The organism is Pseudolysinimonas kribbensis (assembly GCF_039531715.1).
Lineage (GTDB): Bacteria > Actinomycetota > Actinomycetes > Actinomycetales > Microbacteriaceae > Pseudolysinimonas > Pseudolysinimonas kribbensis.
Genome location: NZ_BAAAQO010000002.1, coordinates 836,576 through 857,159, shown reverse-complemented (window position 1 = coordinate 857,159; position 20,584 = coordinate 836,576). Strand labels below are relative to the sequence as shown.

Annotated in this window: 20 protein-coding genes and 3 tRNA genes; 14 read left to right on the top strand and 9 right to left on the bottom strand. The window is 71.9% G+C overall.

Going from position 1 to position 20,584, the window contains the following annotated elements; translation table 11 throughout:
- Positions 1 to 1,269 (bottom strand): M23 family metallopeptidase, encoded by a 1,269-nt coding sequence (locus ABD285_RS04895; RefSeq protein ID WP_344200750.1) that lies wholly within the window; start codon positions 1,267 to 1,269, stop codon positions 1 to 3.
- A 249-nt stretch (positions 1,270 to 1,518) separates the two neighbouring features.
- Here ABD285_RS04895 and ABD285_RS04890 point away from each other — a divergent pair.
- From ABD285_RS04890 to ABD285_RS04840, 11 genes are all read left to right on the top strand, one after another.
- Positions 1,519 to 1,591 (top strand) — tRNA-Glu (locus ABD285_RS04890).
- 35 nt (positions 1,592 to 1,626) lie between these two features.
- Positions 1,627 to 1,700: transfer RNA gene (locus tag ABD285_RS04885), tRNA-Asp, on the top strand.
- Between the two features lie 70 nt (positions 1,701 to 1,770).
- Positions 1,771 to 1,843, top strand: a tRNA-Phe gene (locus ABD285_RS04880).
- A gap of 31 nt (positions 1,844 to 1,874) precedes the next feature.
- Complete coding sequence (locus ABD285_RS04875; RefSeq protein ID WP_284254150.1) at positions 1,875 to 2,489, top strand: cation efflux transmembrane domain-containing protein; 615 nt, start codon at positions 1,875 to 1,877, stop codon at positions 2,487 to 2,489.
- Positions 2,490 to 2,520: 31 nt separating this feature from the next.
- A complete protein-coding gene (locus ABD285_RS04870) occupies positions 2,521 to 2,937 on the top strand; it encodes a YkvA family protein (RefSeq protein ID WP_284254149.1) in 417 nt (138 codons plus the stop codon).
- A 75-nt stretch (positions 2,938 to 3,012) separates the two neighbouring features.
- On the top strand, positions 3,013 to 3,738 hold the full coding sequence (locus ABD285_RS04865) for a VIT1/CCC1 transporter family protein (RefSeq protein ID WP_284254148.1): 726 nt from the start codon (positions 3,013 to 3,015) through the stop codon (positions 3,736 to 3,738).
- Positions 3,739 to 3,740: 2 nt separating this feature from the next.
- Positions 3,741 to 4,418, top strand: coding sequence for a response regulator transcription factor (locus ABD285_RS04860; RefSeq protein WP_284254147.1), 678 nt, complete (start codon positions 3,741 to 3,743; stop codon positions 4,416 to 4,418).
- Complete coding sequence (locus ABD285_RS04855; protein ID WP_284254146.1) at positions 4,415 to 5,749, top strand: sensor histidine kinase; 1,335 nt, start codon at positions 4,415 to 4,417, stop codon at positions 5,747 to 5,749. Before ABD285_RS04860 ends, ABD285_RS04855 begins: the two co-directional genes overlap by 4 nt.
- Positions 5,750 to 5,815: 66 nt before the next feature.
- On the top strand, positions 5,816 to 7,225 hold the full coding sequence (locus ABD285_RS04850) for a ferredoxin reductase family protein (RefSeq protein WP_284254144.1): 1,410 nt from the start codon (positions 5,816 to 5,818) through the stop codon (positions 7,223 to 7,225).
- A complete protein-coding gene (locus ABD285_RS04845; protein WP_284254143.1) occupies positions 7,222 to 7,704 on the top strand; it encodes an FMN-binding protein in 483 nt (160 codons plus the stop codon). Before ABD285_RS04850 ends, ABD285_RS04845 begins: the two co-directional genes overlap by 4 nt.
- Positions 7,705 to 8,436 (top strand): FAD:protein FMN transferase, encoded by a 732-nt coding sequence (locus ABD285_RS04840; protein WP_284254142.1) that lies wholly within the window; start codon positions 7,705 to 7,707, stop codon positions 8,434 to 8,436.
- A gap of 22 nt (positions 8,437 to 8,458) precedes the next feature.
- Here ABD285_RS04840 and ABD285_RS04835 read toward each other — a convergent pair whose 3' ends face one another.
- Positions 8,459 to 9,115 carry a TetR/AcrR family transcriptional regulator gene (locus ABD285_RS04835; RefSeq protein WP_284255675.1) on the bottom strand — a complete coding sequence of 219 codons (657 nt, stop codon included), beginning with the start codon at positions 9,113 to 9,115 and terminating at the stop codon, positions 8,459 to 8,461.
- Between the two features lie 145 nt (positions 9,116 to 9,260).
- Between ABD285_RS04835 and ABD285_RS04830 the strand changes: the two genes are divergently transcribed.
- Both ABD285_RS04830 and ABD285_RS04825 read left to right on the top strand, forming a co-directional pair.
- Positions 9,261 to 9,872, top strand: coding sequence for an NADPH-dependent F420 reductase (locus ABD285_RS04830; RefSeq protein ID WP_344200744.1), 612 nt, complete (start codon positions 9,261 to 9,263; stop codon positions 9,870 to 9,872).
- A gap of 2 nt (positions 9,873 to 9,874) precedes the next feature.
- Positions 9,875 to 10,609, top strand: coding sequence for an SDR family NAD(P)-dependent oxidoreductase (locus ABD285_RS04825; protein WP_284254140.1), 735 nt, complete (start codon positions 9,875 to 9,877; stop codon positions 10,607 to 10,609).
- Positions 10,610 to 10,625: 16 nt separating this feature from the next.
- Here ABD285_RS04825 and hpaD read toward each other — a convergent pair whose 3' ends face one another.
- Genes hpaD through ABD285_RS04800 form a run of 5 tightly spaced genes read right to left on the bottom strand, consistent with a single transcriptional unit; the run spans position 10,626 to position 16,230 of the window.
- On the bottom strand, positions 10,626 to 11,675 hold the full coding sequence (gene hpaD, locus ABD285_RS04820; RefSeq protein WP_284254139.1) for a 3,4-dihydroxyphenylacetate 2,3-dioxygenase: 1,050 nt from the start codon (positions 11,673 to 11,675) through the stop codon (positions 10,626 to 10,628).
- The gene (gene hpaE, locus ABD285_RS04815) at positions 11,672 to 13,171 is read right to left on the bottom strand and encodes a 5-carboxymethyl-2-hydroxymuconate semialdehyde dehydrogenase (protein WP_284254138.1); all 1,500 of its coding nucleotides are present in this window, start codon (positions 13,169 to 13,171) and stop codon (positions 11,672 to 11,674) included. Before hpaE ends, hpaD begins: the two co-directional genes overlap by 4 nt.
- Entirely contained in the window at positions 13,168 to 14,115 is a 948-nt protein-coding gene (gene dapA, locus ABD285_RS04810; protein WP_284254137.1) for a 4-hydroxy-tetrahydrodipicolinate synthase, read from the bottom strand. Before dapA ends, hpaE begins: the two co-directional genes overlap by 4 nt.
- Positions 14,116 to 14,131: 16 nt before the next feature.
- Complete coding sequence (locus ABD285_RS04805; protein ID WP_284254136.1) at positions 14,132 to 14,800, bottom strand: GntR family transcriptional regulator; 669 nt, start codon at positions 14,798 to 14,800, stop codon at positions 14,132 to 14,134.
- Positions 14,788 to 16,230, bottom strand: a complete 1,443-nt coding sequence (locus tag ABD285_RS04800; RefSeq protein WP_344200741.1) for a fumarylacetoacetate hydrolase family protein — start codon at positions 16,228 to 16,230, stop codon at positions 14,788 to 14,790. Before ABD285_RS04800 ends, ABD285_RS04805 begins: the two co-directional genes overlap by 13 nt.
- A gap of 69 nt (positions 16,231 to 16,299) precedes the next feature.
- On the opposite strand from ABD285_RS04800, the gene ABD285_RS04795 reads away from it, so the two are divergent.
- On the top strand, positions 16,300 to 18,192 hold the full coding sequence (locus ABD285_RS04795; RefSeq protein WP_284254135.1) for an FAD-binding monooxygenase: 1,893 nt from the start codon (positions 16,300 to 16,302) through the stop codon (positions 18,190 to 18,192).
- Here ABD285_RS04795 and ABD285_RS04790 read toward each other — a convergent pair.
- Positions 18,105 to 19,838, bottom strand: a complete 1,734-nt coding sequence (locus ABD285_RS04790) for a thiamine pyrophosphate-binding protein (protein ID WP_284254134.1) — start codon at positions 19,836 to 19,838, stop codon at positions 18,105 to 18,107. The genes ABD285_RS04795 and ABD285_RS04790 overlap by 88 nt on opposite strands.
- 128 nt (positions 19,839 to 19,966) lie before the next feature.
- The gene (locus ABD285_RS04785; protein ID WP_344200739.1) at positions 19,967 to 20,581 is read right to left on the bottom strand and encodes a TetR/AcrR family transcriptional regulator; all 615 of its coding nucleotides are present in this window, start codon (positions 20,579 to 20,581) and stop codon (positions 19,967 to 19,969) included.
- Positions 20,582 to 20,584 lie beyond the last annotated feature (3 nt).

Sequence of the window (20,584 nt, the reverse complement as noted above, 5' to 3'; positions counted from 1 at the left end):
TCACGAGCCAAGAGTGACACCCCGAGCGCGCATGAACGTCACCGGATTGGTGAGCGAGCCGTTCACGTAGACCATGAAGTGCAGGTGGCATCCGGTCGCGCCGCCGGTCATGCCGACGCGCGCGATGTTCTGCCCCGGGCCGACGTGCTGTCCCACGTGCACCCCGATGCCGCCCGGCTGGATGTGCCCGTAGCCGGTGATGACGCCGTTGCCGTGATCGATGGTGATGTAGTTGCCGAGGTCGCTGTACCAGCCCGCGTACTTGACCGTGCCGGCGTGTGCGGCGTAGATCGGAAGCCCGCACGCCTCGGCGATGTCCTGCCCGCTGTGGAGCTTCCACACGTGGTAGATCGGGTGGAAGCGCAGCCCGAACCCGTCGAGCAGCACCCCGTTCGACGGATCCGCCCAGCCGGAGGCGCTCACGCGGCCCGCGGCGCCCGCGCCCCACTGGGCGACGAGACCCTTCTCGTAGTCGGCCTGGGTCGCCGCGCGCTTCTGCGTCAGGACGGCCAGCTGCGCCTGCAGCTGGGCGGCGTGCGCGGTCTGCGCGTCCACGGCGGCCTGCGCCTTCGTCGCGGCATCCTGCGCGGCGGCGAACGCGGCCTGGGCCTTCACCTGCAGTTCGTCGAGGATCTTCTTCTGCACGGTGGCCTGATCCGTCAGCTTCTGCGCGTTCTTCTCCAGCTGGATCGCCCGCGCGTAGATGCCCTCGGCCTGCTTGATCAACTGGTCGTAGGCCTGGAAGCGGTAGAGCTGCTCGCTCGCCGCGCCCTGGTGCGAGAGAAGGGTCGCGGTCGTGTCGATGCCGCCGTTGGTACGCGCCAGCTGGGATGCCAGCCGCGCCGCCTTCAGACGCGCGGCCGCGGCGTCCTTCGTGGCGGCATCGGCCTGGGCCTGCAGCTGCTGCGTCTTGTAGTCCTGCGCGTCGTACGCCTCCTGCGCCTTCGCATAGGCGTCGCCCTTGACCTGGGCGTCCTTCTGCGCGGCCGCCGCCGCGGCGGTCAGTTGTGCGAGCTGTGCCTGGATCTGCGCGACGAGGTTCTTCGTCGCCGACTCGGCCTGCTGCGCGGCCTGCACGTCGGCCCAGCTGGGGTAATCCGTGGCACGCAACGCGGGAAGGCTCGCGGTGGCCACCCTGACCGGCGTGGGCTCGGCGACCGCCGGCGATGCGGCGATGACGCCGGCCGGCAGCAATCCGAGCACGACGAATGCCGCGACGCCCCGCACGCGAACGCGCGCCCCCCGCGTGGACTTCCCCGACCGGTCCATGGTTTCCCCGCTCCCGTGCGATGGCGCGCGCATGCGCGCGCTATTCACACGAATAACATCGTTAACAATAACAACAGACGTCTCGAAGTCTCAACGCCGGGTTGAACCTAACCGCGGGTCACGCGAACGCCGGGGACGCGGGCCGGTGTGGGGCGCCATCCGGCACAGGCGCGCGATCGTCGCTGCCGGTTGGCGGCATCCGGCGCGGTCCCGTATGCTGGACCCTCGGTTGCCGTGCGGTTCGCTCGCGGCCCCATCGTTTAGTGGCCTAGGACACCGCCCTTTCACGGCGGCAGCACGGGTTCGAATCCCGTTGGGGTCACGCTGAACGAGGCAACCGAGCAAATTCAACAGCAAGGCCCTGTAGCGCAGTTGGTTAGCGTGCCGCCCTGTCACGGCGGAGGTCGCGGGTTCAAGTCCCGTCAGGGTCGCGGATGTCAGAGCCTTTCCGCAAGGAAGGGCTCTTTCTCCATCGCGGCGGTCTCGCCACCGCCGCGAACCGGCTCTGTAGCTCAGTTGGTAGAGCGCACGACTGAAAATCGTGAGGTCACGGGATCGACGCCCGTCGGAGCCACCCACAACCTCGTCGCAGGACAATGTCTCACGTGGGCGAGACATCTCCATCGGGCAGCGCTCGCCTTCTGCGGCTCGGCCGAGCGCTGGAGTGGATCACTCTGCTGTGGAACGTGGTCGCCGTCGTGGTTCTCGCGGCCCTCGCCGTCACGGCCTCCTCCGTCGCCCTGGCGGGCTTCGGACTGGACAGTCTGATCGAGATCGGCGCGAGCGCCGTCGTGCTGTGGGAGCTCTCCGGGTCGGGTGCCCGCCGGCAGCGTCTCGCCCTGCGGCTGATCGGCGCCGCGTTCGTCGCCCTGGCGGCCTACCTCCTCGTGCAGTCGACCGTCGCTCTCGCGACCGGTCACCGGGCGGATGACAGCGCGGGCGGGATCGTCTGGACGGGGGTCACCGCGGTGGTGATGTTCTCTCTGGCGGCGGGGAAGCGCCGCGTCGGCCAGGCGCTCGGCAATGCGGTCCTGGAAACCGAAGGGCGGGTGACGTTCATCGACGGGATCCTCGCGACCGCCGTGCTGATCGGCATCGCAGTGAATGCCGCGTTCGGCTGGTGGTGGGCCGACGCGCTCGCGGGATACGTGATCGTGGTCTACGCGATCCGGGAGGCCGTGCACATCTTCCGCGAAGACCGCGCGGCCGTCACCGGCTGACCACGCCGCCTCGACGGATCAGACTTCACTCGTGACGTGGTGGACGATCGTGCTGGCGATCGCCGGTGGCCTGCTGCTGCTGTGGGGCGCTCTCGTGATCGCGCTGCTGGTCGGTGCTCGCCGCGCCGGCGACCGCACCCGCCTGGTCGACCTGCTGCAGCTCGTGCCCGACGTCGTGCGGCTGGTGCGCCGGCTCGTGGCGGATCGGTCGGTCCCGCGGAGGGTGCGCGTCGTCCTCGTGGTCCTCCTCGGCTACCTGCTGCTGCCCATCGACCTGGTGCCCGACTTCATCCCCGTCGTCGGCTACCTCGACGACGCCGTCATCGTCGCCCTCGTCCTCCGCTTCGTCACCCGGACGGCCGGCGCCGCCGCTCTCGACCGGCACTGGCCGGGAACGCCGGAGGGGCTGCGTGCCCTGCGCTTGATCACCGGGCTCTCCGGGTCGTAGAGGTTGCGCGGTGCTCGCGCGATGTCGGGCGGGACCCGGCGGCATCCAGGGGCCGCTCGTCGTACAGTCGCCGTCATGACCAGCTCATCTCTCGTGCACGATCACGAACCGCATGCGCCCGGAACGGCCGATCGCCTGAACCGGCTCCGGGCTGGGGTGCTCGGCGCGAACGACGGGATCGTCTCGGTCGCGGCCGTGGTCGTCGGCGTCGCCGGCGCGACGACCTCGCTGCCGGCGATCATCGCCGCCGGCTCGGCCGCCCTGGTCGGGGGCGCGATCTCGATGGCGCTCGGCGAGTACGTCTCGGTGAGCAGCTCGCGCGACACCACCCGTGCGCTCATCGAGAAGGAGCGGCACGAGCTCGCGACGATGCCGGAGCAGGAGCTGGCCGAGCTGACCGAGCTGTACCGCGCGAAGGGACTCAGTCAGGCGACGGCGCGCACCGTCGCCGAGGAGCTGACCGCTCACGACGCCCTCGCCGCGCACCTGGAGGTCGAGCTGAACATCGACGAGGACGACATCGTGAGCCCCTGGGCGGCCGCGGCGGCATCGGCCCTCGCGTTCCTGATCGGCGCCGTGCTGCCGATGGTCGCGATCCTGCTGCCGCCGGAGCCGGCGCGCATCCCCGTCTGCTTCGCCGCCGTGCTCGTCGCGCTGGTGCTGACCGGCACGATCAGCGCACGGATCGGTGGCACCCATCCGCTGCGGGCCACCCTGCGGGTCGTCATCGGCGGCGCCTTGGCCCTCGCGGCGACGTTCCTCGTCGGCCGGCTGCTCGGCACGGCCGGGCTGGGAGCCTGACGATGGCCCGGGTGCTCGTGGTCGAGGACGATCCGACGATGGCGCAGGTCGTCTCGCGGGCGCTCGTCGACGACGGTCACGAGCCCCTGGTGTGCGAGGACGGGATCCGGGCGTTGATCGCCGTGGGAGAGTCGACGTTCGACGCGGCGGCGATCGACGTGATGCTGCCCGGCGCCAGTGGATTCGAGGTATGCCGGCAGATCCGCGCGCGGGATCTCACGTTCCCCATCCTCATGCTCACCGCACGCGATGCGGTCGACGACCGGGTGAAGGGACTGGACTCCGGGGCGGACGACTACCTGACGAAGCCGTTCGCCCTCGCGGAGTTCAGCGCCCGCATCCGGGCCCTGCTGCGCCGGCACGGAACGCAGCCGCGGACGCGCCTCGCGCTCGGCAACGTCGTGCTCGACCTCGCGGCGGGCCGTCTCGAGGTGGGAGACGCCCTGGTTCTGCTCACGATCCGCGAGAACGGCCTGCTGCGGGTGCTGCTCACCCGCACCCCCGAGGTGGTGACCCGTCCGGAGATGCTGGACGAGGTGTGGGGCACGCGTCACATCGATCAGAACGTCGTGGATCAGTATGTGCGCTACGTGCGACGCAAGCTCGAGAGCGCCGGTGCGACGGCCGTGATCGAGACGGTCCGCGGCCGGGGATACCGGATCGTGGAGGCCGTCGCGTGACGAGGTTGCGGATCCGCACCCGACTCGTGGCCGGCACCGCCGTGGTGGGCGTGATCGTGCTCGCGGTCGCGCTGATCGTGGCACGCGTCGAGATCTCGCAGCTGCTGCACGACAGCGCTGTGCAGCTGGCCCGCACCGACCTGAGTTCCTTCGCGGTCGACCTGCAGCGCAATCCGGGAGAACCGCCCGACACCGTGGCGAACGGCCTGCTGATCGTGGTCAAGGATCCGTCGGGACGCGTCGTGCGCGACACGGCGCCCGACGACGTCCGGCGGGCGCTGCCGGCGGTCGCGTCCGACAGCGACTTCACGTTCGGCGACGACGAGGGCCGCTCCTACGTCGTCGTCGGCCGGCTGGTGCAGACCTCGGAGGGGGACTGGTCGCTGTGGGCTGCGCGCGACGTCTCCAGCAGCCGCTCGGCCGTCTCCGGGATCGACCTGGTCTTCGTCCTGATGGGGATCGGCCTGCTCGTGGTGCTCGTGCTCGCCTCGTGGTTCCTCGTGCGCGGGGCGCTGCGTCCGGTCGAGGAGATGCGGCGCCATGCGGAGACCCTCGCGGGCGATGAGTTGCTGCCCGTCGGCGACAACGACGACGAGCTCGCCCGGCTCGCCTCGACGCTCAACGACTCCGTGTCGCGGGTGCGCGATGCGGCGTGGCGGGAGCGGCGGATGGTCTCCGATGCCGCCCACGAGCTCCGCACCCCGCTCGCCGGCCTCGCGGCTGAGCTCGAGCTGACCCGCCGGCATCACGACGATCCGCAGCAGCTCGACGCCGGACTCGTCTCCGCGCAGCGGTCGGCTCAGCGACTGGGGGAGCTGGCCACGAACCTGCTCGAGCTCTCACGCCTGGACGAGGCCGAGGCACCGCCGGAGACCGCCGACGCCTCGGAGATCACCGCGGAGATGCTCGACGCGATCGACCGCGCGCGCACCCTCGTCGCGGACCGGCGGCTGCGGATCGACGATGACATCGTGGTCGCCGATCCGGGCGCCCGCTACGAGATCGGCACGATGGCGATCTCGCGCGTCGCCGACAACCTGCTCTCGAACGCCACCCGGGCCGTGGGCGCGCGCGGCACGGTGGTGGTGCGCGTGAAGCAGGACGTCGACGTGCTGGTGATCCGGGTCGAGGACGACGGGCCCGGTGTGCCCGAGGACTTCCTCCCCGTCGCGTTCGAGCGCTTTTCTCGTTCCGACCCGGCCCGCCAACGGGAGGGGAGCGGTCTGGGCCTCGCCCTGGTCGCGGCGATCGCGCACGCGGCGGGTGGCGCCGTTCGAGCAGAGAACCTCGGCCCCGGTTTCGCCGTGGAGGTGCGTCTGCCGAAGATGTGAAGGCTCTCGTCGGCCACGGGCTCGGTTCCGAGCATCGGCCAAGGCGGCGTGCGGAGCATGTCGTCCATGGCTTCCGCGATCACCGCCCCCGCGCTGACGTCGGCCGCCGCGCCGGCCGCCGGTCGTGCGCTCCGCCATCGTCGCCGTCTCCGCCGCGCGGATCTGCTGACGGTGGTCGCCTGGGCCAGCGCCGCGCTCGCCGTCGCCATGTACCTCACCCACGGCGTCGCGCTCGCCGGCATCGGGGACCTGCTGACCGCTGGAGGAATCGTGGCGGGCCTGGTCGGCAGCGACCTGGTGCTCGTGATGCTCGTGCTCGCAGCCCGTGTCCCGCTCATCGACCGCACGATCGGGCATGACCGGGCGATGGCGGTCCATCGGCAGCTCGGCAAGCCGGCGTTCTACCTCCTGCTCGCGCACGGGGTCCTCCTCACGCTGGGGTACGCGTGGGCCGACCGGGCGAACATCGTCGCCGAGACGGCGTCGCTCATCGGCGCACAGGACATGCCGATCGCGTACCTCTCGCTGGGCCTGTTCGTCGCCGTGATCGTCACTTCGCTGGTCGCGGTGCGGCGGAAGCTGCGCTACGAGGTGTGGCACCTCATCCACCTGCTTTCCTATGCTGCGGTGCTCACGGCCCTGCCGCACCAGTTCAGCCAGGGCACCGTCTTCGCCGCGGACACGCCCCAGCGCGTCTACTGGATCGCGCTCTACGTGCTCGCCCTCGGCGCGATCGTCACCTTCCGATTCGTCGAGCCGGCGGTGCAGAGCATGCGGCACCGGATCGTCGTCGATCGCGTCGAGCGGATCGCGCCCGACGCGATCTCGATCCACCTCCGTGGCCGCGATCTCGACAGGCTCGGGGCGCAGGGCGGCCAGTTCTTCACCTGGCGGTTCTGGACCGGTCGCACCTGGTGGCACGCCCACCCGTTGTCGCTCTCGTCGGTGCCGACGTCGCGCACCGCGCGCATCACGGTGCGGGAGCTCGGTGACGGGACGCGGGCCCTCCAGGCGTCGCTGCGGCACGGCACCCCCGTGACCTTCGAGGGGCCGTACGGGATCTTCACCGACGCGGCCCGCGGCAGGGAACGGGTCGCCGTGTTCGCGGCGGGTATCGGCGTGACGCCGGCCCGGGCCCTGCTCGAGCGGCTCGACGCCGGTCGGGGAATGGTGTCGGTGATCGTGCGGGCCTCGGATCCCCGATCCCTCTTCCTCTGGGACGAGATCCTGCGGTTGTGCCAGGACCGCGGCTGGAACGCCTGGGTGTCGATCGGCCGGCGGGGATCCGGTTCCTCGAGCTGGCTGTCCGCCGCCGACGCGCACCGCGGGGTGTCGATGCGCAGCGCCTTTCCCCACCTCGACGACTCCGAGGTCTACATCTGCGGGCCCGACAGCTGGGCCGATGCCGTCGAGCACGAAGCCCACCATCGCGGCGTCGCGTCCGCCCACATCCACCGGGAGAGGTTCGAACTATGAGCACGCGGGGAACTCTCGGTGGTGTCTTCGCCTCCGCCGCCGTCCTCATCATCGGGTGGCAGATCGGAGCGGCGGCGCTCGGCCACCCGGCGACGACGACGTCAACGGGTCCGACCGGCGCAACGGCGGGCTCCGGCTCGAACGGCGCCCCGACCTCCGGGAGCTCCGGGTCGGGCAGCGGGAGCCCGGCGTCGTCGACGCTCAAGGACGGCACCTTCACGGGGGCGTCGGTGCAGACGCCGTACGGCGAGGTCCAGGTGTCGATCGTGGTCGCGAGCGGCAGGATCAGCGACGTCGCGACGCCGACGCTTCAGGCGTACGACGGTCGCTCCGAGCGGATCAACAGCCAGGCGGTCCCGCTGCTCAAGAGGGAGGTCCTGCAGGCGCAGTCCGCGAAGGTCAGCATGATCTCGGGAGCCACCTTCACCAGCCGGGGCTACCTCACCTCGCTGCAGTCCGCGCTCGACAAGGCCGCCTAGATGACTGCCTGGCACGTCTTCTCGACGATGGGCACCGTGGTGTCGATCCACGCCGATGCACCGATTGCGCGGCACGTCCTGCGCGAGGTGGAGGGCGTCTTCGCGGCGTTCGACCGCAGGTTCAGCCTGTACCGACCGGACAGCGAGATCAGCAGGATCGCCGACGGCCGCCTGGCGCTCCTCGCCGCGGGCGCCGAGCTGCGCAATGTCTACGAGCTGGCCCTCGGCTGGAGGTCGGCGACGCACGGTGCCTTCACCCCGCATCGGCCGGACGGGGTCGTCGACCTCTCCGGCGTCGTCAAGGCGCTCGCCATCCGCGACGCGGGAACGGCCCTCGACCACGCCGGCGCGACGACCTGGAGCATCGGATGCGGTGGGGACATCCTGACCCGCCTGTCCGACGGCGCGGAGCAGACGATCGGCATCGCGGACCCGGCGGATCGCCGTCGGCTGCTGACCGCCGTCGCGATCTCCGCCCCCCACCGGGCGATCGCGACCTCGGGCGTCTCCGAGCGCGGCGAGCACGTCTGGGGACCCCGCCCCGATTTCGACCAGGTCACCGTGCTCGCGGCCGACATCGTGACTGCCGACGTGCTCGCGACCGCCATCCTCGCCGGCGGTCAGGAGACCTGCGACGAGGTCACCGCGACGATGCCCGTCGACGTGCTGTGCGTGCGCCGCGACGGCGAGGTCGTCGGCACCCCGGGGGCCCGTCTGGCCCTGCCGGCCTGACGGACCGGCCCGAGGGAGCCGGTCAGTCGGCCTTGCTGAGGTCGACCATCGCGTCGTAGAGCTGCTTCTCGGTCAACGGCGGCTCGGGAACCGGATGCGCCCGCTCGGCCCGGTAGGCGTCGAGCATGAGGTGCAGGTGGCGTCGCCAGGCGTCGGGCGCGGTGGCGGCGGTCGCGTCGATGATCCGGCCGTTGGACCAGATCAGGGTGACGATGTCGGCGAGCGTGATGTCGGGTCGCGCCTCGCCGGCGTCCTGGGCCCGGGCGAGAAGGCGCCCGATCTGGTGGCACAGCTCGTCGTGGATGCGCTCCGTCTCCGGGCTGCCCGGGAAGCGTCGGGAGAGGAAGTCGTTGAACCCGCGATCGCCGGCCTGCGCCCGGAACAGGTTCTCGAGGTAGCGGACGAACGCGTCCCACGGATCGTCGAGCTCCGCGACCTCCGTGGCGTCGCCGAGGAACTCCTGCAGGCGCGGCTCGAACGCGGCGAGGAGCAGGTCCATGCGGGTCGGGAAGTGGCGGTAGAGGGTTCCGATCGCGACACCCGCGTTTCGCGCGATCCGCTCCAACGAGGCATCCACGCCGCGCGCGGCGAACTCGCTGCGTGCGGCGGCAAGCAGCTTGTCGCGACGCTCCCGGGCATCGCGACGACGGGGCGCACGTGCGCGGTCGGCCTCCGTCATGCTCACCGGTCGAATCTACTGCGGAATCGTGGAATAGGTGAGGCACCCCTCCGGTTGGGACCTGTAACCGGAGGGGAGCCTCACCTTTGAGGCCGGCCGCATGGCGACCATCCGGTCCACCGGAGAACGACGAGGAGTACACGAGATGACCACCATCAGCATCATCGGCTCGGGCAACATGGCCGGCGCGATCGGCCGCCGAGCGGCGCAGCACGGCCACACCGTCGAGGTGATGAGCCGCGACACCGCGAAGTCCCAGGCGCTCGCCGATCAGATCGGCGACGGGGCGACGGTGGGGACCTTCGGCGCACGACCGGTGGGCGACATCGTCGTCCTGGCGGTCCTTCACACCGGTGCCCTCGACGTGGTCGCGCAGTACGGCGACGCCCTGGCCGGCAAGATCCTGATCGACATCACCAACCCCTTCAACCCCGACGCGAGCGGAGTCGTCACCTCCCCCGGCGACTCGGTCTCGCAGCAGATCGCCGGCGCCGCCCCGGCGAGCACCCGGGTCATCAAGGCGTTCAACACCGTCTTCCGCGGCGTGCTCGCCGCTGACGGGCCGCTGGACATCTTCTTCGCGGGAGGCGACGCCGAGTCCAGGCAGCGCTTCGCGGAGTTCTTGGAGAGCCTCGGCATCCGGCCGCTCGATGCGGGAGGAATGGAATCCACCCACGCCCTGGAGTGGGCGGCGATCCTGCTCATGGGGCTGGCGCGCAACGGCAGCGGGTTCGACGTCGCGTTCGGGGCCAAGTGATCATGGGGAAGCTCGAGGGCAAAGTCGCGGTCATCACCGGCGCGACGAGCGGGATGGCGCTGGCGGGCGCCCGGCTGTTCGCCGACGAGGGCGCGCGCGTCGTCATCACCGGCCGGCGGAAGGACGCGCTGGACCGCGCGCTCGAAATGATCGGGCACGACGCGATCGGCGTCCAGGCCGACTCGGCCGACCTCGGGGACCTGGACCGGCTGTTCGCGACGGTCGAGCGGGAGGCGGGCTCCATCGACGTGCTGTGGGCGAGCGCCGGGATCGGCGAGCAGAGCAGGCTGGGCGAGATCACCGAGGAGCACTTCGACGCCATCTTCGGGCTGAACGCGCGCGGCACGGTCTTCACCGTCCAGAAGGCGCTGCCGCTGTTCAACGACGGAGGGTCGATCTTCATGACCGGGTCGAACGCGTCGCTCAAGGGGTACGCCGGCTTCGGCGTGTACGCGGCGAGCAAGGCCGTGCAGCTCGCCCTGGCACGCACCTGGGTGTCGGAGCTTCGGGACCGGAACATCCGCGTGAACGTCCTGACCCCGGGCCAGGTCGACTCGCCCGTACTGGAGCAGGTGATGGACGCGGAGATGAAGGCGGCCTTCGAGTCCGTGATCCCGCGCCGGTGGATGGGCCGGCCCGAGGAGATCGCGTCGGTCGCGCTGTTCCTCGCGTCGGACGACTCGAGCTACGTCAACGGCCTGGAACTAGTCGCCGACGGCGGTGCCACCGTGATCTGAGCGCGCCCGACCACGCTCAGAGCTGCTGACCGAGCTTGAACCCTTTCTCGGTGTCGCCCTCCCGGGTGTACGAGAACCCGTCGGCGCCGATCGTCACGGCGAGCTCGCTCGGCTGCTCGCGGTGCACGACCGGCTGCGGCTCGCCGTCGAGGTCGAGCACGAGGGAGGCCTCGGTGTACCAGCTCGGCACGACCGGGTTGCCCCACCAGTCGCGGCGCTGGTTGTCGTGCACGTCCCAGGTGACGACCGGATTGTCGGGGTCACCCGTGTAGTAGTCCTGCGTGTAGATCTCGACGCGGTGCCCATCCGGATCGCGCAGATAGAGGTAGAACGCGTTCGAGACGCCGTGCCGGCCGGGGCCGCGCTCGATGACGTCGCTCAGGCGCAGGGCGCCGAGCTTGTCGCAGATCGCGATGATGTTGTGCTTCTCGTGGGTCGAGAACGCGATGTGGTGCAGGCGCGGGCCGTCGCCGCCGGTGAGCGCGGTGTCGTGCACGGTGTCCTTGCGGTGCAGCCACGCGGCGTAGGTGACGCCGTCCGCGTCCTGGATGTCCTCCGTGACGCGGAACCCGATGCTCTCCAGGTAGTCGCGCCCCGCCGGCACGTCGGGCGTCACCTGGTTGAAGTGGTCGAGCCGCACGAGCGCGCCGGGCGTGTACAGGTCGTAGCGCCAGGCGAGGCGCTCGACGTGCTCCACCTCGAAGAAGAACTCGTACGGGAACCCGAGCGGGTCGATCACGCGCACCGCGTCGCCCACGCCGGGCACGAAGCCGGACGCGCGGCGCTCGGTGCGGCATCCGAGGTCGCGGTAGTGCCGTTCCGCGCGATCGACGTCCTCCGGCGTGCGCACCCGGAAGGCGAGCGCGGCGGCGGCCGCGACCGGCCCCCGGCGCAGCACGAGGTTGTGGTGGATGAACTCCTCCAGGGTGCGGAGGCAGATGACGTTCTCGTCCTCCTCGGTCACCACGAGGCCGAGCACGTCGACGTAGAACGCCCGCGCCGCCGCGAGGTCGGTCACGACGAGCTCGGCGTAGGCGCACCGCACGATGTCGAAGGGGATGGTCATCGCCGGACTCCGAACCTCGGGGTGTGCACCGGCCCGAGCGTGATGTGCACGGCCTGCTGGTCGGTGTAGAAGTCGATCGAGCGGTAGCCGCCCTCGTGCCCGAGCCCGGACGCCTTGACCCCGCCGAACGGGGTGCGCAGGTCGCGCACGTTGTGCGAGTTCAGCCAGACCATGCCGGCCTCCACGCGGTGCGCGAAGGTGTGCGCGCGCTCGAGATCGGTGGTCCAGAGGTAGGCGGCGAGGCCGTAGCGCGTGCCGTTGGCGAGCTCCAGCGCCTCGTCGTCGGTGTCGAACGGGGTGATCGTCACGACGGGGCCGAAGATCTCCTCCTGGAAGATCCGGGCATCCGGTGCCACGTCGGCGAACACGGTCGGCGCGACGTAGTTGCCGGTCTCGAGGCCCGGCGGCCGCCCTCCGCCGGCGAGCAGGCGACCCTCGCTCTTGCCGAGCTCGACATAACCCATGACCTTGTCGACGTGCTCCGGATGCACGAGCGCGCCGACCTCGGTGGCCGGGTCGTACGGATCGCCGACCACGATGTTCGCGGCGCGCGCGGCGTAGCGCTCCAGGAACTCGTCGTAGACCGGACGCTCGACGAGGATCCGGCTGCCGGCGGTGCAGCGCTCGCCGTTGAGCGAGAACACCCCGAACAGCGTCGAGTCGATCGCGGCGTCGAGGTCCGCGTCCGCGAACACGACGGCCGGCGACTTGCCGCCGAGCTCCATCGACAGGCCCTTGAGCATCGGCGCCGCGTTGGCGAAGATCAGCTGCCCGGTGCGGCTCTCGCCCGTGAACGAGATGAGCGGGACGCCCGGATGCCGCACCAGCGCATCGCCGGCCTCCTCGCCGAGCCCGTTGACGAGGTTGAAGACGCCCGGCGGCAGGCCGGCCTGCTCGAAGATGCCCGCCCACAGGCTGGCCGACAGCGGGGTGAACTCGGCCGGCTTCAGCACGACGGTGCAGCCGGATGCCAGCGCGGGCGCGAGCTTCCAGCTCTCGAGCATGAAGGGCGTGTTCCACGGCGTGATGAGCCCCGCGACGCCGATCGGCTTGCGGTGGACGTAGTTCAGCTGCGCGCCCGGCACCTGGTACGCGTCGTCGGACTGGGCGACGATCAGGTCGGCGAAGAAGCGGAAGTTCTCCGCCGCCCGCAGCGCCTGGCCGAGCGCCTGGGTGATCGGCAGGCCGGTGTCGAAGGTCTCCAGCTCTGCCAGCCGGTCGTTCTGCGCCTCGACCGCGTCGGCGATCCGGTTCAGGATGCGGGCGCGCTCGCGCGCCTTCATCCGCGGCCACGGCCCCTGCCGGAACGCGAGCGTCGCGGCCTCGACGGCGCGGTCGACGTCCGCCGCGGTGCCGGCCGCCGCGCGCACGTAGGGCTCGTTGGTCACCGGATCGAGCACCTCGAAGGTGCCGCCGTCGACGCTGTCGACGACGCGTCCGTCGATGTAGTGCCGGATGCCATCCGGCAGCCCGGCGGGCACGTGGTGCGGCGTCATCCGCGGTCCCCGATCTCGAAGCCGTCCACCGGCGTCAGGTAGTCGGCGCCCTGTTCGAGGTAGACCCGCATCCGCTCGACGCCGGCGTCGGTCGGCGGGATGAGCGGCGGACGCACGGCGCCGGAGCGGATCAGCCCGCGCTCCTCGAGCACCCACTTGCCGGGCGCGGGGTTGGTCTCCACGAACAGCAGGTCGACGAGCGGGTGCAGCCCGTAGTGGATGGCGCGCGCGCCCTCGACGTCACCCGCCATCCACAGCTCGTACATCCGCGCGTGCGCGGCCGGCGCGATGTTCGCGGTGGCACTCAGGTATCCGGCGCCGCCCAGCGCGAGCAGCGGCAGGCACAGCAGCTCGATGCCCGACCAGACCACGAGGTCCGGTCCGCACAGCCGGATGACACGGCTGAAGTGCTCGAAGTCGCGCGTGGTCTCCTTCACGCCGACGAAGTTCTCGACGTCGCGGAACAGCCGCGCGATCGTCTCCGGCGCGATGTCGACCGCGGTGCGCGAGGGCACGTTATAGGCGAGGATCGGCAGGTCGGGGAACTCGGCCGCGACCGTCCGGTACCAGACGTAGAGCGCCTCCTGCGTGGGCCGCGCGTAGTACGGCGTGATGATGAGCGCCGCGTCGATGCCGAGCTCGACGGCGCGCGCGGTGAGCTCGATCGTCTCGTCGAGCCGTGCACTGCCGGTGCCGGGCACGACCGGCACGCGGTGCCCGGATGCCTCCAGCACGGTCGCGATCGCGGCGACCCGCTCGTCGGTGCTCTGCGCGCTCGGCTCGCCGGTGGACCCGCCGATCGACAGGCCGTGCGTGCCGTGGGCGAGCTGCCAGCGCACGAGGTTGGCGAGGCTCTCGTGGTCGACCTCGCCGTCGGCGGTGAACGGCGTCATGAGCGGCGCGATCGAGCCGCGCAGGGTGCGCGGATCGGTGCGGTACGGCATGGTGCTCCCTCCCGGGTCAGTGGCGGTGCAGCGCCTGGTACGCGAGGAGCGCGTCGACCGTGCGGGTGCGATGTGCACGGGCGGTGAGCTCGATGTCGAGCTCCGGCGCCCCGGCGCGGATGAGCTCGAGGATGCCGACGTGCTCGCGCACCGACTCCACCGCGCGTTCGGGCACGAAGCTGAAGGTCGAGTCGCGCAGCCGGGCCAGGCGATCCCAGGCGCGGCGCACGATGGCGAGCAACTGCGGGTTGGGGCAGCGCTCGAACAGCACGGCGTGGAACTCGGCGTTCAGCCGGGTGAAGGCGTGCGGGTCGAAGTCGGCGAGCATCGCCTCCAGGCGCGCGTTGATCGCCGCGGCGCGGTCGAGATCGTCGGCCGTCACCCATGGAGCCGAGATCGCGGTCGCGGCACCCTCGGCGATGCCGAGCACCTGCATCGTCGCGACGTACTCGCCCTCGTCGACCAGGGCGACCTGCGCCCCCACGTTCCGCTCGAAGGTGACGAGACCCTCGGCCTCCAGCAGCCGGATCGCCTCGCGCACCGGCACCGCGCTCACGCCGAGCTCGCCGGCGACGGCCGCGAGCACCAGGCGGGTGCCGGGCGGGAGGCGACCGTCGGCGATCCGGCTCCGGATCCAGTCGTACGCCAGCCGCGACTTGCTGGGCGCCGCGATCAGCTCTGCCATGACCCGTAGCGTCTCCGCCACTCGGCGTTCATCGGGTAGAGGCCCTCGACCGATGCGCCGGCGGCGACCTGCTCGGCGATGAACGCCTCCTCGCGCTCCTGCTCGACCGCGTCGCGCGCCACCTCGACCGCGAGCGCCGCCGGGATCACGATCACCCCGTCGTCGTCGCCCACGATCACGTCGCCGGGCTGCACGGCGGCGCCGCCGCAGGAGATGGTGATGTCGGCATCCCACGGCACGTGCCGCCGGCCGAGCACCGCCGGGTGCGAGCCCGCGGCGAAGGTCGGGATGTCGATCGCCGCGACGGCGGCCGTGTCGCGCACGCCGCCGTCGGTCACGATCCCCGCGGCTCCCAGCCGCTGCGCCCGCAGCGCCAGGATGTCGCCCACCGTGCCGGTGCCGAGCTCGCCGCGGGCCTCCATGACGAGCACCTCGCCCGCGCGCAGCGTGTCGAACGCGCGCTTGTGCGTGGTGAAGCCGCCGCCGTGCGCGGCGTGGAGGTCGGGGCGGTACGGCACGAAGCGCAGCGTGCGGGCGCGCCCGACCATGCGACGGCCCGGCACGACGCCGTGCACGCCCTCGATCGCGACGTCGTCGTAGCCGCGCTTGCGCAGCTGGGAGCTGAGCGTCGCCGTCGACACCGAGAGCAGGGCGGCCCGCAGCTCGGGGGCCAGCTCGAATCCGGGTGCGAGGCCGGCCGCCTCCCTGCTGCCCCACGCCTCGGCGCGCTGCTCGTCGTCGATCGAGGGCGCGGCGCCGAAGTCGCCGAACGGCACGTCGCCTTCGACGACAGTGGTGCGCAACCGCCCGCTCGTGGGCGCGCCGGGCGCGGTGGGCGCATCCACCTCGACCTCGAGAACGTCGCCGGGCACGGCCACGCTCGCGCCGGCCGGCGTGCCGGTCAGGATGACGTCGCCGGGCTCGAGCGTCAGCAGCTGGCTGAGGTCGGCCACGAGGCGGCCGAGGTCGAAGAGCAGGTGCGACGTGTCGTCGTCCTGCACCAGCTCGCCGTTGCGCCAGGTGCGCACGCGCAGCGCGGCCGGGTCGACGTCGGCCGCGTCGATCAGCCGCGGCCCGAGCGGGGTGAATCCGTCGCCCCCCTTGGAGCGGAGGTTCGATCCCCGGTCGGCGGTGCGCAGGTCGTAGAGCCCGAGGTCGTTCGCGGCGGTGACCGCGGCGACGTGACGCCAGCCGTCGGCGGGGGCGACGCGGCGGGCGGCGGTGCCGATCACGATCGCCACCTCGCCCTCGAACCCGAGCAGCTCGGTGCCCGCCGGGCGCTCGACCGTGCCGTCGCTCTCGGCGAGCGAGCTGGAGGGCTTCAGGAAGTAGGAGGGCTGGGACGGCGTCCTGCCGCGCTGCGCGGCCCGGCTCGCATAGTTCAGGTGGACCGCGACGACCTTGCCCGGTCGCGGGAGCTGCTCGGCCACGGCGCCTCCTCGGACGAGATCGTATACGACCCGAGCGGCGATTGTATATGATCCCCGCAGGAGGCGACGATGCAGTTTCACCATCACGGGTACGTGTCGGGCGACCCGCGGGTCCAGCCCGCGGCGGGCACCGGCATCGACCGGCCCGCGGAGCTGCCCGACACGGTGGACGTGCTCATCGTCGGCACGGGGCCCGCGGGCATGATCGCCGCCGCGCAGCTGTCGCAGTTCCCCGGCATCACGACGCGGATCATCGAGCGCCGCGAGGGCCGGCTCGTCATCGGGCAGGCGGATGGCATCCAGGCCCGCAGCGTCGAGACGTTCCAGGCCTTCGGCTTCGCCGGCCGGATCACCGAGGAGGCCTACCGGATCACCGAGATGGCGTTCTGGAAGCCCGACCCCGCCGCCCCGTCGAACATCGTGCGCACGGCGCGGCCGATCGACGACCCGACCGGCATCAGCGAGTTCCCGCACCTCATCGTCAACCAGGCACGCGTGCTCGACTACTTCGCCGAGGTGATGGCGAACTCCCCCACCCGGATGACGCCCGACTACGGCTGGGAACTCGTCGGCCTCGACCTCACCGACGACGCTGAGCATCCGGTGCACGCGCGCGTCGTCCGGATCGCCGACGGTGGCAGTGCCGCCACGGGCGGGGGCGAGGAGCGCACCATTCGCGCGCGCTACCTGCTCGGCGCCGACGGGGCCCGCAGCCGGGTGCGCGAGGCGATCGGCTGCACCCTCGACGGCACGCAGGCGAACCACGCGTGGGGCGTCATGGACGTGCTTGCCGTGACCGACTTCCCCGACATCCGGACCAAATGCGCGATCCAGTCGGAGGCCGGCAGCATCCTGCTGATCCCGCGCGAGGGCGGGCACCTGTTCCGCATGTACGTCGACCTCGGCGAGGTGCGCGAGGGCCACGAGGCCGCGGTGCGGGCCACCACGATCGAGCAGATCATCGTGAAGGCGAACGAGATCCTGCACCCCTACACGCTCGACGTGAAGGACGTCGCCTGGCACAGCGTCTACGAGGTCGGGCATCGGATCACCGAGCGGTTCGACGACGTGCCGCCCGAGCAGCGCGACCGCCGCACGCCGCGGGTGTTCATCGCGGGCGACGCCTGCCACACCCACAGCGCCAAGGCCGGCCAGGGCATGAACGTGTCGATGCAGGACGGCTGGAACATCGCGTGGAAGCTCGGGCACGTGCTCGAGGGGCGCGCGCCCGCGTCGCTGCTGGCCACCTACAACGCCGAGCGTCGGGTGATCGCACAGGACCTGATCGATTTCGACCGGGAGTGGTCGAACCTCATGGCGGCGCGGCCGGAGGAGCTGGCCGACCCGACCGAGCTCGAGGACTTCTACGTGCGCACCGCGGAGTTCCCGGCCGGCTTCCTGACCCGGTACGCCCCGTCGCTCATCGTCGCGGACACGCGTCACCAGGAGATCGCGACCGGCTTTCCGATCGGCCGGCGCTTCCGCTCCGCGCCCGTGGTGCGGGTGTGCGACGGCAACCCCGTGCACCTGGGGCATCACGCCCGGGCCGACGGGCGGTGGCGCATCTATGTGTTCGCTCCGGCGGACCGCGCACCGCTCGAGCGGTTGGCCGGATGGCTGGCCGACGACCCCGCGTCGCCCCTCGCCGCGACCCCTCCCGGGCTCGACCGCGACCACTGGTTCGACGTGAAGGTCGTGCACCCGCAGCCGCACACCGAGATCGACCTCCCCGCCGAGCCGGCGGTCTTCCTGCCGCGCAGCGGGCCGTTCCAGCTCATCGACTACGAGAAGGTCTATGCCGCCGACCCGCGCGACGACATCTTCGCGGCGCGGGGCATCCACCGCGACGGCGCGATCGTGGTCGTGCGGCCGGATCAGTACGTGTCGGCGGTGCTGCCGCTCGACGCGACCGACGAGCTCGCGGCGTTCTTCGCGCCTCTGACCGGGGCGCCCGTCGACTGACCGGCTCCCTGCGCGACGACCTCGTGCCAGAAGGGCGCGACGACGAGCGGCGAGATGCGGCAGTCCAGCAGGAGGAAGGGCCGTTCCGCGGGCGGCATCGAGGTCCAGGTGCGCAGCGGTTCGAGATCGGCGAGGTCGCGCACGACCACCCCGTGCGCACCGGATGCCGTGGCGAGCGCCGCGAAGTCCGCCTCCGGGATGCGCGTCGCCGCCTCCGCGACGCCGCGATCGGCGTAGGCGTGCACCTCGGCGCCGTACGCGGCGTCGTTGAAGACGACCGCCATGCCCCGGCCGCCGGCGACGCGCACCGCGGTCTCGAGGTCGGCCAGCGCCATCAGGCTGCCGCCGTCGCCCGCAGCGAGCACGATCGTCGTGTCGGGGCGGGCACGCGTCGCGCCCACGAGGCTCGGGAACCCGACGCCGATGGTCTGGATGGCGGTGCCGACCATGATCATCCGCTCGGGCGAGGCGACGGGCCACGCCGTGTTCGGCCAGCCGATGAAGTGGCCGCCGTCGGTCACCACGATGCGGTCCTCCGGCAGCAGAGTCGCCAATCGTTCCGCGAGGGCGCGCGGGTGCAGCCGGCCGTCGGCGGCGTGCTCGGGGTCGGGCTCGGGGTCGGCCTCCGGATGCCGGGGCACGACGCGCGCGTCAGGCGACCCTGCGCGCACCAGCTCGGTCAGCGCCTCGGCGGCCACGCGTGCATCGGCGCGAATGTGCACGTCGACCCGCTCGTCGCTCGACGCGTCGGCGAGGTCGATCCGGATCACGTGCGCAGCCGGGCCGAAGAGCCGACCGAACCGCGTCGTGAACGGGCTGAGCGAGGCGCCGACGACGAGCACGGCATCCGCGTCGTGGATGGCGTCCATGGCGGCCGGGTCACCGAACCCGCCGGTGACCCCGAGGTCGTGCGCCGCGTCGGCGAAGAGGCCGCGGCCGAGCGCCGTGCTCGACGTCGTCGCGCCGAGCGCCGCTGCGAGCCGGTTCAGCTCGGCTCCGGCACCGGCCAGCCAGGCGCCGCGCCCGGCGAGCAGGTGGGGACGCTCGGCGGCGGCCAGCACCGCGGCCGCGCGCCGCAGCCCCGCGTTCGCGGCCTCGTCGAGCGGCGGCGGCGCGAGCGGCGCGTCGGGCGGGACCGGCTCCTCGTCGCCCGCGGTCGCGGTCGCCAGGTCGTACGGGATCGCCAGCACGACCGGGATGCGCTCGCGCACCGCGCGGTCGAAGGCCTCGAGCGCGCGCCGCTGCGGCGTCGCGGCGTCGACCGTCACGGTCGGCACGCCGAGGGCGAGGGCGAGCGCGTGCTGGTCGAGGTCCCAGCCGCGCGGCCCGGTCGTCGGCGCCGCGCCGGTCAGGAGCACGAGCGGGATCCGGGCGTGCGCCGCCTCGGCCAGCGGCGTGAGCGCATTCGCGAAGCCGGGGCCGTACGTGGTGGTGGCGACGGCGATGCGGCCGGAGGCACGCGCGTAGGCGTCGGCGGCCACCACGCCGCCGGCCTCGTGGCGCACCGCGGTGAAGCGGGCCGTCGTGCGGGTCAGCGCGTCGAGGACGTGCGCGTTGCCGTTGCCCATGACGCCGAAGACGTCGTCGGCCCGCGCGGCGATCGCACGGGCGACGGCGGAGGAGACGGTGGATGACGATCCGGACATGGCGCTCCTGAGGGAGAGACGGGATCGCGACGCGTGACGGTCGCGAACGATCCGTATGTGTCTCCCGGCCCCGCCGGATCGCGCCCCTTTTCCGAGCGCCGGCGGCATGGCCGCCTGACCGGATCAGGCTACAGCGGGCTGAGCGCGCGCCGCATCGTGCTCATCAGGGTGGCGATCGCGGAGTCGAGGTCGGCCGGCGGCCGGGTGATGAGCCAGGAGTCCATCGCCTGCCCCATGCCCATCGCGAGAGCGATGATTAGGTCGGCGGCGAGGTCGGTGCGCACCGCGCCCACCCGCTGGCCCGCCTCGATCGTCTGCAGCAGCCACGGCGTCGTCGCCTCGGTCGCCTCCTGCTCGGCCTCGCGCAGCGAGGGCCCCCCGGAGCCCGTGAGCCAGCCCCGCAGCAGCGCGGCGGTCTCCGGCGTCTCGCCCAACCGCCGCATGAGGCGCAGGTAGAGGCCCTCGAGCTCTGACCAGAACGCGTCGGCATCCGCCGGATCGGGTACCGAGATCGGCCCGGAGTGCTCGAGAAGCTGCTCCAGCTGCATGCGGATGACGTCCGCGTAGAGGTCGTCCTTGCCGTCGAAGTAGTAGTACATCGAGCCCTTGGAGATGCCGGCGGCATCGATGATCCGGTTCAACGATGCGGCGGCGAACCCGTGGGCTGCGAACTCCTCGAGGGCGGCGGCCATGATCGCCCGTTGCTGCTCGGCGGGGAGCCGGTGGAACCGCGGGCGGGCCATGAC